The sequence below is a fragment of the Gallibacter sp. Marseille-QA0791 genome (assembly GCF_965119705.1).
In the GTDB taxonomy this organism is placed as follows: domain Bacteria; phylum Bacillota; class Clostridia; order Peptostreptococcales; family Anaerovoracaceae; genus Lentihominibacter; species Lentihominibacter excrementipullorum.
In genome coordinates this window covers 1,564,572-1,577,316 of sequence record NZ_CBCPMH010000001.1, presented here as the reverse complement: position 1 = coordinate 1,577,316, position 12,745 = coordinate 1,564,572, and the positions used below count along the sequence as shown (strand labels likewise).

The window sequence follows — 12,745 nt, the reverse complement described above, 5'->3', positions numbered from 1 at the left end:
GAATACACTAAGTAAGCTCATCGCAGATCAATGCATTATTTGCATTGATCTTTTTTATTGTGAAAAAGGAAGACGTCACCGTAAATATTCGGTGCGGCACCTGAAGAGAGGAGTGGTGTGATGAAGATGAAAAAAATTATAGGTGTGACATTGGCAGCAGTGATGGGTCTGTCATGTCTGGCGGCCTGTGGAGGGGGTCAGGAAGCAGATTATCCTGAGGATTTCCAGGCATTTTTGGATTCATTGGATACGGAATTTTCTTATGAAGTGGATAAGACTATATCTGAGATGGGAGATGATCCTGCCCTGGGATTCAGATCGGCTGGATCTCCTGCAGAAAAGGAGACAGCAGAATATATCAGACAGACAATGGAGGATATCGGTCTTGAGAATGTTACCGTCGATAAGGTAGGGTTGGACGGATGGACCTTTAACGGAGCGAATATAACTTTTACTAACGCCAACGGTGAAGAACAGAAGATAGATCTAGGCGGATATCAGACGACTATCCAGGCGGAAAATGAGACTATAGATGTGGTATACCTTAATAAGGGAACAGCCGAGGATTATGAAGGTGTGGATGTTACAGGGAAGTTAGTGCTGATAGATATAGATCAGAATGAAGAATGGTGGATAAACAACCCTGCGTATCAAGCCCATGTGAAGGGTGCCAGAGCAGTGCTGGCCAATTCAGCAATGCCGGTGGAAATGGATGATCGTATAGGAACTCAGGACATATGTGGTCCGGCTGACGCGCCAGCGCTCGGTATAAGTCAACAAGACACGGACGCCCTCAAGGAGGCTATAGAAGCTTCTGGAGAGGACCAGATACAGGTAGTATTCAATGCTGATTCTGTGGTCACGGAAGACGTGGAAAGTCAGAATGTATGGGGTGAGATACCGGGGAAAACAGATGAAGTAATATATATGATGGCCCATATGGACGGATATTTCCACTCCTTCTATGATGATGCGTCGGGAGTGGGATTGATCCTAGGTGCGGCAAAGGCTATGATAGACAGTGGGTACGAGCCAGACAAGACCATAAGGTTCATATGTCATGGCGCTGAAGAATGGGGAAAAGTGGACAGCCAGTCTGATTGGGCCATAGGTTCCTACAAGCAGATAACGGAAGTACATCCTGAGTGGGCGGAGAAAGCTTTTGCTGTGGTCAATATAGACGGAGCCTACTGTGTTGAAGGAGAAACCACATTCGGGATATCAGTAGCCGAAGAGCTGTATAGCTATATAAGCGATCTGGTGCAGCCGATGCTGGACGCGTCTGATTATGAGTACAATTATCTGATGCCGCCTAGCACATATAAGGAAGATTTCAATTACATGACTTGTGGAGTACCAGGAGTAGCAACTGCAAAGGGTGAAGAGACGTTGTTCTATGATACTGCATATCATACCAGTGCGGACAGTGATGAAGTCATGGAATTCAACGAAGACACATGGCTGTGGATGCATACGCTTTATGGAAGGATAGTGTATGCCTTTGATGATCTGGCAGCCAGGCCGATGGATTTCGGGACACGATTTGAAGCACTAAAAGAGACTATAAATGATGAGGTGTCGGGAGACAATCAGCTGGCAGAAAAAGCGGAAGCGGCGATAGAAGCGGCCAAGCCTGTGACTGAAAAGATCAATAAGCTGAATGCGGATTATGAAGCAGCTGTGGCCGACGGCGATACGGCTACGGCAGAAGATTTGAGGAATGAGGCCATAGCCCTCAATAGTCAGCTTCATAAGACCTACAAGCAGGTGCAGGATCAGCTGCTGCATCTGGATGGCGAGATGACTGCCGTATTCCCTCACGAGACGAGACAGGCCAATGTGGAAAACCTTCAGGGAGCTATTGAGGCTCTCAATGACGGCGATGCCGAGACAGCTTACAACGATTACCTTTCGGGGATAAATAATGGATGGTATGCCATGTTCTTCGATAAGGAGACTGTAGATCATTTCAACAACAGGTGGCTTGAAGGAATCGAAGGGACGTGGGCGGAAGGAAAAGTCGATCCGATGGATTGTTATGTGGATGAGATAATCAGGAGCCTGATGGATAAGGTGGAGAGCGGCAATACCGATTTTTCGGCAGAGATAAGTCAGCTTCAGCAGCTGCTGGAGGAACAGGAGGCGCTTCTCGACACTGTGATACAGGAAGAGGAGGCTAGCCTGGATGCCATCACAGAGACGCTGAACAGCCTCAAATAGGCAGAGGCTGTTATCAAAAGGAGAGACGGTCGCATCAGGAATGTCCGATGCGGTCGGCCTCTCTTTTTGCCTTTCGGGAGGCATGCGGTTTCTGATATAATTTAAAAACACGGTAGAGACAGGAGGCTGCGATGAACCCCATAATAAAGAAAATATCTGTAATAACCGCATGCATAGCAATTTTTGTCTTCACGGTTTTTGCGATTATAGAAACGACTACATTTTCTCGAGTACTCAAGGAAACGACTGATGACAAACTGATTTACGAAACAGAACAGTTCGCTAATCAGATGAGTATGGTGTTTGAGAACGCGGAAGGCTCGGTAGATGCCCTATGTGCTCAGGTATCCCACGGTTTTCATCTGGAACGGCAGTTGGAGGATCCGTTATATATCAGAAGCTATATGGCGGAGTATTCTCCTGTCATCAAAGATACACTGGTGGATATAGAGGGCTCCCAAGGCCTTTATGTTACATTTTCACCTGAGATAACTGACAGGGATGGCATCTACGAGATCTGGTATTCTTACGATAAAGAAGGCCATATCAGGGAAACTGATGCCATGAACAACGGCATATATTACGAGTCGTTCGAAGATGAGGACTTCCCGACAATGAAGTACTGGTTTTCCGCTGCCGATAAGCCGGGAGAAGGTGTGTGGACAGAACCGTATATGGATTCAGATATAGGCCAGGAAGTGATGGCTTATTCTCGCGCTGTCTATATAGATGATACGTTGGTGGGCGTCGTAGGTACGGATATATATACGACTTATACTACTGATCTAATAAGTAATATGAAAGTGGAAAATGACGGGATGATATTCCTGCTGGATCAGAACAACAGGCAGATAGTGTCATCTCGTAATGTCAGCGGGACAGGTATTCTGCGGGACAACGGATTGTGGGATGAGATAACTGGAAAAATGGAAGAGAGAGGTTCCGGAGATTTCGATGTTGGATGGAATGGAAAGACAATGAGGGTCAGTTTCAGTCAGCTGAGCAATGACTGGAAACTAGCTATCATCAACTATGAGGATAATCTTTACAGGACATATGATAGGATCCTGATGATAGTGATTTTGCTGTCTTTGTTACTGGTGGCATTGTTAGCGGTCGCCGTTTATCTGGCAGCGCGGTATTTTTCAAGTCCGGTGGACAGAGCGATCAGGATGCTAAAGCTGATGGATCTGGGTGGTCAGTTAGAGGAAGGCGAGACTGAGGATGTGAAGGATGATGGTGATGTGGAAGCGTTGGTGAAGAAAGCAATGGAGCGTCAGCGGATGAATGATATCATGCTGGCTCACAAGTCGAGGCAGGCAGCAGCCGGAGAGATGATGGGAAACGTAGTGCATCAGTGGAAGCAGCCTCTCAACAATATAAATATAATCATGGGAATGCTCAAGGATGATATAGAAAACGGTGAGGTGACGAAAGAAAGTGCACTGTCGGCTGTAAGCAAGGTAGAGCGGTTGACCACTGGGATGTCGGAGACACTCAGTGATTTCTCCGACTATCTAAAGCCGGACAAGGAAATCGTTTCATTCCCCGTGAGGGATGTGGTGATGGCAGTGATGGAGCTGCTGAAGGATAAAACAAAAGCTAGGAATATAAAGGTTACCGTTGAAGGAGGAGAGGGTATGATGTCAAGAGGGTATAAAAATTCTCTATATCATGTCATACTCAATATAGTGGACAACGCTATAGATGCCATAGAGGAGAAAGGCGCTGTCAATGGTGTCATTCGAGTGGATATCAGACGTTCATCAGAAAAAAAAGGAAAGATAGCGATAGAAATATTCAACGATGGCGCGCAGATTTCCGAGCGATCCAAGGAGAGACTATTCAGCCCATACTATACTACAAAAAAAGCCGGTGATGGTACAGGACTGGGGCTGGCTATTTCAAAACATTTTATAGAGGAGAGCATGGATGGGGAGATAACATTGGAAAACTTTGGAGACGGAGTCAGGTGTGTAATGACTGTCAGGGAAGAAGGAGGAGAAGGATGACAGGGAACACATATTTATCACAGATGAAGATCCTTTATGTCGAAGATGATGATGATACGAGAGAAGATCTCAGAAGATATTTGAAGAAAAAAGCCGGGAAGGTGATCACTGCCGCCAACGGTAAAGAAGGGCTGGTGAAGTATGCTGAGGAACGGCCAGACATCGTGATCGCTGATATCCTGCTTCCGGAGATGAATGGTATGGATATGTTAAAAGAAATAAGGCGGGCAGGGGATAAATGTCCATTCATCATAACGTCTTCCGTCGATAAATCGGACATGATAATAGAAGCGGTGGACATCGGCATTGTGAAATATGCGGTAAAACCTATAATCCTAGACCAGTTGCTTGAAACTCTCGATAAACTGGCCGAGGAGATGAGCAGCGGCAGTGTGGTATTCGATGATATCGAGAAGAAGGCAGAGCTGGAAATACAGATAAAGCAAGAGCTGACGGCATTCCTCAAGAAGACAGCAGGGCGGGGACCCAGAGATATGACTGTCTTTATCAGCGATAGGCGGATCGAGATCACAGCTTATGGGATGATAACACCATTGGAAAAGTCCTTGATGGAGGATAAGCACAATATAAGTCTGGTGGAAAGTATTCACAGCGCATATTATAAGGCGCAGCGTCAGAAATTGCAGTTCATGATGAAAAAAATCACGGGTATCGAAGCAGAGCTGGCACATACAGAATTCCTGCCGTTTCGGGCAGTGGATCAGCTGGTGTTCGCCTTGCTGCGATGATGTTCAGGCGTGGTCTGCGACAAAATCTGAGTGAAAAAAGTGAACGGGATTTTTATTTCTCACTGTGCAATAACGCAGCCAGTTATTGCCTTTAAGCTTTCCGGCAAGTATAATAGAATAAGTACGTGACAAAAATAACAATTGCGGTCTAATGTGGCCGTGTATCTGGAAAAGAGGTAATCAGAAATGGATGAAAAGGAAAAGAAAAAAGTTCAGCAGGAAGGAAGCTGTGATTCCGACTGCGGCAATTGTGCCAGTGCGGGACATTGCAGCAGTCAGCCGGGAAGTATGCTGGAGGAGACCAACAGTCTCAATGATATCAAGAAAGTCATCGCTATAGTCAGCGGAAAGGGTGGCGTAGGAAAGTCTCTGGTGACGTCGCTGATGGCTGTCAACATGAGGAGAAAGGGTTATAATACGGCGGTTATGGATGCGGATATCACAGGGCCGTCTATCCCTAAAGCATTCGGCATCACGGAGAAAGCGACGGCAAACGAGCTGGGAGTGCTGCCGGTGAAGACAAGGACGGGGATAAGCACCATGTCGATAAACAGCCTCCTGGAAAACGACACTGATCCGGTGATATGGAGAGGCCCGGTGATCGCCGGAACTGTAAAGCAATTTTGGACCGACGTACTGTGGGGCGATGTGGATTATCTGTTCGTCGATATGCCTCCAGGAACAGGGGATGTACCTCTCACGGTGTTCCAGTCTATACCGGTGGATGGTATAATCGTAGTGACATCGCCGCAGGAACTGGTCTCCATGATAGTAGAGAAGGCCGTGAAAATGGCGGAAATGATGAATATCCCTGTACTGGGCATCGTGGAGAACATGTCCTATATCAAATGTCCTGATTGTGGAAAGGAGATCCCGTTGTTTGGAAAGAGCAAGGTGGATCAGGTGGCCGGGGAGCATGGGCTGGATGTGCTGGGCAAACTGCCGATAGAACCTGAGCTGGCAGAAGCCTGCGACAGCGGTAATATAGAAGACTTTAAAGGAAACCTGCTGAGCGACGCGGTGAAGAAGCTGGAGAGCCTGTAGGCCTGCTGAACGGCAGATGTAGTCAGCTCCAGTAAAGCACCCATGGCATGGGAAATCTGGTAGGATTGGGTGCAAAAAGAGACTTTTGGAAAGATCTGTGGCCAGTGAATGTACCCAAGGATGCAGTGGATAGTGAGGGATGGGTGCGGTTTTAGGAATTATAAGCCGCATCCTGCACCCATGACATTGTTCATTGTCGGGGAATTAGGTGCATTGGGATCCAGAACAGGCTTCAGAAAGGCGGATTTGTACCATAAAAGCATTGCAGCAGCTTTTTTTGGGTGCATTCGTACGAACCCGCATCTCATGGTTTCAATATCTTTACTTTCCCCGCAGCTTTTTTGTCAGCAGCAGGAAGACACCTGTGATGGATCCCATGAACAGAAGTCCGGCAGCGATGGCTCCGGCTGTCAACAGTGTTTCCCTGGCTGTTTCCGCGAAAGCGTCGTCCGAATGTTCCAGGATAGCCAGCATACTGTAGTAGGCGCCGGAACCTGGAACGAGGCAGATGATGCCTGGGATTATGAACATGGTGGATGTTTCCTTGAAAGCTCTGGCGAAGATGTTGCTGAGGAGCCACACAAGGCAGGAGGCTATGAATGCCGCCAATACCGGTGACAGCGCGAAATACAGGAATATCTCGTAGGACATCCAGCTTACGGAACCGATTATCAGGCACAGAGGGATTTTGCGGGCGGGCACATTGAATATTATGCAGAATCCGCAGGTGACGAATAGAGCACATGGGAATTGCAGCCACAGTGGGGAAGTCATATGGCACCTCCCAGAATGTCGAACAGCTTTATCACCACTCCGGCGCCGGCGGCCAGAGAGATGGCGGTCAGGATGGCTTCCATCAGTCGGGCGACGCCTGACAGCATGTCCCCTGACAGAAAGTCACGGATAGAGTTGGTAAGCGCTACCCCGGGAACGAACAGCATGATGGCGCTGATGATAATAGGGTCATAGTTAGCTCCTTTGATGGATAGTGATGCGAAGAGAGCGATGAAACTGGCTAACGCACAGCTGCAGAATCCTGTTACGAATGAGTTGATGTCCGCCTTTTTCAGCAGCCGTGAGAAAAGATAACACAGCGCTCCCGAGACTATAGCTATACAGCAGTCTATGGCTCTTCCTCCCATGATGACACAGAAGGCCGCCGAGACCATAATCGCGCCTATGACTCGAAGAGCCAGTGGATACCCCTTTTTTTCATCTATATCCTTCAGTATTTCCATGCCCTTGTCTACGGAAAGATCGGTGGTGGTGAATTGTCTGGAAAAATGATTGACGTCTGATATCTTTCGTAAGTCGGTATTGATGCCGGCTATCCTTTTTATATAGGTCTGAGTATCGTCTTCGTCGCCGCCTTTGTCCATGGAAATGAATATGCCTGTAGGGGTAGCGAAGACTTCCACACTGTCTATCTTGCAGGACTTGCATATTCGGGTCATAGTGTCTTCGACTCGATATACTTCGGCCCCGTTTCTCATCATGATCTCGCCGGCGTAGAGCGCCAGCATCAGAACTTTTTTCTGAAATACATTTACCATTTAAGATCCCCTTTAAAATAAAATGTTTGCAGTCGTCTGTTCGCATAAAGCGAGTATATGTTTCAGGCAGCCTTATTATAACAAATAACGGAAGCCATGTGTTGAAGATACCGTGTAAATAATATGTAAAAAGCGCCCGGTATTCATGACAGATGCATCATGTCTGACCGCGCGCGTCTGTAAGGTATCATCGATATGTATGATTTATATTTGTTTGTTGTATTGATTCGCAGTGGATATCTTGTAAAGCAGCTCATGCCTGCTTTGAGTCTCTGTCTTTTTGAAAATATTGCTCATATGGCGCTTCACCGTATTTTCCGAGATAGAAAGTTCAGCGGCTATCTGTTTGTTGCCAAGTCCTTTGTTGACCAGCGTTAAAACCTCTTTCTCTCTGTCGGAAAGCATGGCTCTGCGGGCTAAGATATTGACAGCATCTTCAGAGGATATCTGAGCTTCGGATATCCTGAGGGGATCTGTCTTGTAGAAGTAATGTATCATGAAAATATTGAGGGCGGCGTACAGCGGGATGAGTGGATCCAGCGCATATACACCCAGCAGGTTTTCCTCAGTCTGATACCAGGTGCTGTAATCCCAGTAGATTATCCATATCATGTATCCTGCCAACAGCAGAGACATTATAAGCGGAAGATTTATCTTGGACTGCTCCGTATATCTTTTATGGATCAGGATGCTGAGGCGTACACCTATGATGACGACAGTCGCGTCGTATACGAAGATGACAGCCTGGAGAACTGTTTTCCATGGACCGCTCATGACCAGAAGTGTGTATGAGTCGTATCTGCCCAGCGCTATAGACAGGCCTTGAGAAACCAGCAGATATATGGCGGAGAATATTATAAGCATTTTGATGTTAGAAGCCGTTTCCAGACGTGCCAGGACCATGACAGCGTATATCCATGCGGCTACGAGGACACCAAACAGCGTGTCGGATGCCATCATGAAGAAGAAGACAAGACCGCCCGATGCCATTTCTCCCAGAAAATAGTAAGTGATGAAGTCCGTGATCATGTAAAAGAAAATCGAACTGACGCATATCAGCATCGCTCTGTTCCGTTTATCTTTCTCCTTGGCATTGAGTATGAGAGTAAGGGTCAGAGTGACACCTCCAAGAATTATTACGGCTATATATATGAAGTTGTATATATCGTTCAAGCTGCCTGCTGTATTATCCATAAAACCTCCGCCGCCCGGTAACTGTGAAGATGAATTAAAAATAGAGGCGTTCGTCTACATCATATTATATTAATTTTTTCGCGTGTAAGTCAACAGATATCAGGCAAAAGTGACGGAAAAGGGTCGGGGAAAACGCAGGCAGGGGTTGACCGGCTGGCGTTGCGATTGTATAATTGTATACAGAAATACAAAATTCAGAATATGAACAGGAGGTATATGTAAAATGGGCAAGACATTGGCGTACAAGATTCTGGAAGATCACCTCATCGAAGGGAACCTTTCGCCGGGGGAGGAGATCACCATAAAAATAGATCAGACCCTGACGCAGGACTCGACGGGAACGATGGTGTATCTGCAGCTGGAAGCCATGGAGGTAGACAGAGTAAAAACTGAGCTGTCAGTGGCATATATAGATCACAACACGCTTCAGACGGGATTTGAAAATGCCGACGACCACGAGTTCATCAAGAGCGTGGCCAGAAGACACGGAGTGCTGTTTTCAAAGCCGGGCAACGGCATCTGCCATCAGCTCCACCTCGAAAACTACGGAAAACCGGGCAAGACATTGCTGGGCTCCGACAGCCACACTCCGACGGGAGGCGGCCTGGGAATGATCGCCATAGGCGCCGGTGGTCTGGATGTAGCGGTGGCCATGGCCAAAGGAACATACAGCCTGACAGCGCCTAAGGTGGTGAAGGTCGAGCTCAGGGGAGCGCTGAAGCCTTGGGTATCAGCGAAGGATGTCATCCTCTACGTGCTGCAGCAGCTTACTGTAAAGGGCGGCGTAGGCAAGATCATAGAGTACACGGGCGAAGGCGTGAAGAGCCTTTCCGTTACCGACAGAGCGACCATCACCAACATGGGAGCGGAGCTGGGAGCGACGACATCTGTCTTCCCGAGCGATGAGAACACGAGGGAATATCTGAAGTCCCAGGGCAGAGAAGCTGACTTCAGACCTCTCGCGGCAGATGCGGACGCGGTATACGACGAGGAGCTGATCGTAGATCTGGACAAGCTGACTCCGCTGGCGGCCAAGCCACACAGCCCTGACAATGTAGACAGCGTGAAGAATATCGGCGAGATAAAGGTAGATCAGGTGGCCATCGGAAGCTGCACCAACTCGTCTTATACGGATCTGATGAAGGTTGCAGCCATCCTCAAGGGAAAGAAGGTACACCCTGACGTGAGTCTGGTCATCTCGCCGGGCTCCAGCAAGATACTGGAGAAGATGGCGGAAAACGGCGCTCTGGCCGATATCATCAGCGCAGGCGCGAGGATAATAGAGAACGCCTGCGGACCATGTATCGGAATGGGCCAGTCTCCAAAGTCGGGAGCCGTTTCCCTGAGGACATTCAACAGGAATTTCAAGGGAAGAAGCGGAACGCTGGACGCGCAGGTATATCTGGTAAGCCCTGAGACGGCGGCTCTTTCCGCGATAAAGGGCGTGCTGACGGACGGTATGGAAAGCGGCGAGAGCCTGCCTGACATCGCAGCGGTGGATTTCGCCCCTAACGATAATTTCATCGTATATCCGGAAGGACACAACAAGGAAAATACGGAAGTAGCCATGGGACCGAACATCAAGCCGTTCCCGAGAAACACGGCTCTGCCTGAGACGCTGGAAGCCAAGGTGGTGCTCCACGCCGGAGACAATATCACTACCGACGATATCATGCCTTCGGACTCGAGACTGCTGCCTTACAGATCGAACATACCTCACCTGTCCAACTACTGCTTTGAAAAGATCGACAGCGAGTTTTCCAGGAGATGTCACGAAGCCGGCAAGTGCGCCATCGTAGGAGGCGACAACTACGGACAGGGAAGCAGCCGTGAACACGCGGCGCTGGCTCCGCTGTATCTGGGTGTGAAGTTCGTGCTGGCCAAGTCCTTCGCCAGGATCCACAGATCCAACCTGATAAACAGCGGCATATTGCCTCTCGTATTTGAAGATCCGGCTGATTACGATACCTTCGAGCTGGGAGACGAGCTGGTGATAGAAAACGCACCGGAGCAGGTGAAGAAGGATACGATACAGGTGAAGAACGTGACTAAAGGCAAGATTTATGATGTAAGGCCTAATTTCTCGGATCTCGAGATCAATATGATATTGAAGGGCGGAAAGATCAACGCCATAAAGGAGGGCTGATATGACATATACTGAACATTTCGCGAAGATCGTGGAGGAGCAGCTGGCAAGGGTGGAAAAGCTGAAGAATTCACCGGCTATGCCGGATTTTTCCTCAATGGAAAAGATCGTGATAGGTACGATAGACGGCGACGGCATAGGTCCTATAATCATGGACTCCTGCCGCGCTGTATTGGAAAAGCTGCTGGCTGACGAGATCGCAGCAGGGAAGATAGAGCTGAGAAAGATAGAGGGGCTGACGCTGGAGAACAGGATCGCGAAGATGGAGACGGTGCCTGCGGATGTGCTGGCAGCTATCAAGGAATGTGATCTGCTGCTGAAGGGACCGACGACGACGCCGGGCAAGGGTGACGATCTTCCTAATATAGAGAGCGCCAACGTGACGCTGAGACGTGAGCTGGATCTCTTCGCCAACGTGAGACCTGTGGTGATCCCGGAGAAGAGCATCGACTGGATCTTTTACAGGGAAAACACCGAAGGCGAGTATGCCCTCGGCAGCAAGGGAATAGACATAAGCGACGATATTTCCATGGATTTCAAGGTGACCACCACCATCGGCACCACCAGACTGGCCAGAGCGGCCTTTGAATATGCTAAAAACAACGGCAACAAGAACGTTTCCATCGTGACGAAGGCCAACATCATGAAGAAGACCGACGGCAAGTTCCTGAGCCTCTGCTACGATGTGGCCAAGGAATATCCTGAGATAAAGACCGACGACTGGTACGTGGATATCATGGCGGCAAACCTGGTCAACGATCAGATAAACAGCAACTTCAACGTGGTGATACTGCCGAATCTCTACGGAGATATCATCACCGATGAAGCGGCTCAGCTCCAGGGAGGCGTAGGTACAGCCGGAAGCGCCAACATCGGCAGCAGGTACGCTATGTTCGAAGCCATCCACGGCTCGGCTCCGAGGATGATGGAAGAGGGGATCGGCGAATACGCCAATCCTGCCAGCATAAACAGAGCGGCTGTGATGATGCTGAGGCATATCGGATTTACTGATAAGGCGGCGAAGCTGGAAAAGGCTCTCGACGAGGCGCAGGCAGCCCTTGACATGCCGGGAGACGGCACCGGCAATACCGCGGCGGACTTCACCGGCTTCGTGCTGGAGAGGATATGATCCGGTGGTGATGCGGGATGGTACTGTATAAGTTTTCCGATGAAACGGAGATAAGCAACGCGCCTCTTTCCACCAGCCTGCTGGGGAAACTCCAGAAGGATATCCTGACGGGAAAGCTGAAGCCGGGTCAGAAGCTGACGGAGCAGCAGCTCTGTAAAACCTACGGAGTCAGCAGGACTCCGGTCAGGGAAGCGCTGCGTCAGCTTGAGACAGATGGTCTTGTGGAGAATATCCTTAACCGCGGCGCCTTCGTCGTAGGAATGACGGAGCAGGATTATGAGGATATGTTCGAGCTGCGGAAGGCTTATGAGATACAGGCGGTGAAATGGGCCATCGAGCGGATAACAGACGAGGAGATGGAGCGCCTGGAGGAGACCTTCGAATTCATGGAGTTTTATACCATGAGAAATGATATCGACAAGATGCTGACCATCAATACGGGGTTTCATCAGGTCATATACGAAGCGTCTCACAACAAGATGCTGAAGAAGCTGTTGTCCTCCTACCAGAACTTTCTCAAATACAAGGGCGCGGAATCTGTGTATGATGATGATTATCTGACAACGGTGCTGGAGGAGCACAGAGCTATCTTCAAAGCCTTCAAGGACAAGGATGTAAAAGCGGGGGCTCTGGCGATGGAGATCCATATCAACAGAGCCAAGGAGCGACGCTGCGGCGTTTAGACGGAGGTGACAGAG

At 48.8% G+C, this 12,745-nt stretch carries 10 protein-coding genes; 7 read left to right on the top strand and 3 right to left on the bottom strand.

Features of this window, described 5'->3' with window-relative positions; all coding sequences use genetic code 11:
• Positions 1 to 120: 120 nt before the first annotated feature.
• The 4 genes from ACQY69_RS07345 to ACQY69_RS07330 all read left to right on the top strand — a co-directional run bounded on the left by ACQY69_RS07345 (position 121) and on the right by ACQY69_RS07330 (position 6,025).
• On the top strand, positions 121 to 2,220 hold the full coding sequence (locus tag ACQY69_RS07345) for a M28 family peptidase (RefSeq protein WP_428259846.1): 2,100 nt from the start codon (positions 121 to 123) through the stop codon (positions 2,218 to 2,220).
• Between the two features lie 131 nt (positions 2,221 to 2,351).
• Positions 2,352 to 4,232 (top strand): ATP-binding protein, encoded by a 1,881-nt coding sequence (locus ACQY69_RS07340; RefSeq protein ID WP_428259844.1) that lies wholly within the window; start codon positions 2,352 to 2,354, stop codon positions 4,230 to 4,232.
• Complete coding sequence (locus ACQY69_RS07335; protein ID WP_428259842.1) at positions 4,229 to 4,981, top strand: Na-translocating system protein MpsC family protein; 753 nt, start codon at positions 4,229 to 4,231, stop codon at positions 4,979 to 4,981. Before ACQY69_RS07340 ends, ACQY69_RS07335 begins: the two co-directional genes overlap by 4 nt.
• Before the next feature lie 186 nt (positions 4,982 to 5,167).
• Positions 5,168 to 6,025, top strand: a complete 858-nt coding sequence (locus tag ACQY69_RS07330) for a P-loop NTPase (RefSeq protein WP_428259840.1) — start codon at positions 5,168 to 5,170, stop codon at positions 6,023 to 6,025.
• A 321-nt stretch (positions 6,026 to 6,346) separates the two neighbouring features.
• On the opposite strand, the gene ACQY69_RS07325 is transcribed toward ACQY69_RS07330, so the two are convergent.
• The 3 genes from ACQY69_RS07325 to ACQY69_RS07315 form a co-directional block, all read right to left on the bottom strand.
• Complete coding sequence (locus tag ACQY69_RS07325) at positions 6,347 to 6,799, bottom strand: threonine/serine exporter family protein (protein WP_428259838.1); 453 nt, start codon at positions 6,797 to 6,799, stop codon at positions 6,347 to 6,349.
• The gene (locus tag ACQY69_RS07320; protein ID WP_428259837.1) at positions 6,796 to 7,578 is read right to left on the bottom strand and encodes a threonine/serine exporter family protein; all 783 of its coding nucleotides are present in this window, start codon (positions 7,576 to 7,578) and stop codon (positions 6,796 to 6,798) included. Before ACQY69_RS07320 ends, ACQY69_RS07325 begins: the two co-directional genes overlap by 4 nt.
• Positions 7,579 to 7,782: 204 nt before the next feature.
• Positions 7,783 to 8,772, bottom strand: a complete 990-nt coding sequence (locus ACQY69_RS07315) for a response regulator transcription factor (protein ID WP_428259835.1) — start codon at positions 8,770 to 8,772, stop codon at positions 7,783 to 7,785.
• Between the two features lie 223 nt (positions 8,773 to 8,995).
• Here ACQY69_RS07315 and ACQY69_RS07310 point away from each other — a divergent pair, with 223 nt between their 5' ends.
• The 3 genes from ACQY69_RS07310 to ACQY69_RS07300 are packed head-to-tail and all read left to right on the top strand — an operon-like array spanning position 8,996 to position 12,730.
• Entirely contained in the window at positions 8,996 to 10,918 is a 1,923-nt protein-coding gene (locus tag ACQY69_RS07310; protein ID WP_428259833.1) for an aconitate hydratase, read from the top strand.
• 1 nt (position 10,919) lies between these two features.
• On the top strand, positions 10,920 to 12,047 hold the full coding sequence (locus ACQY69_RS07305; protein ID WP_428259831.1) for an isocitrate/isopropylmalate family dehydrogenase: 1,128 nt from the start codon (positions 10,920 to 10,922) through the stop codon (positions 12,045 to 12,047).
• Positions 12,048 to 12,064: 17 nt separating this feature from the next.
• Positions 12,065 to 12,730, top strand: a complete 666-nt coding sequence (locus tag ACQY69_RS07300; RefSeq protein WP_428259829.1) for a GntR family transcriptional regulator — start codon at positions 12,065 to 12,067, stop codon at positions 12,728 to 12,730.
• Positions 12,731 to 12,745 lie beyond the last annotated feature (15 nt).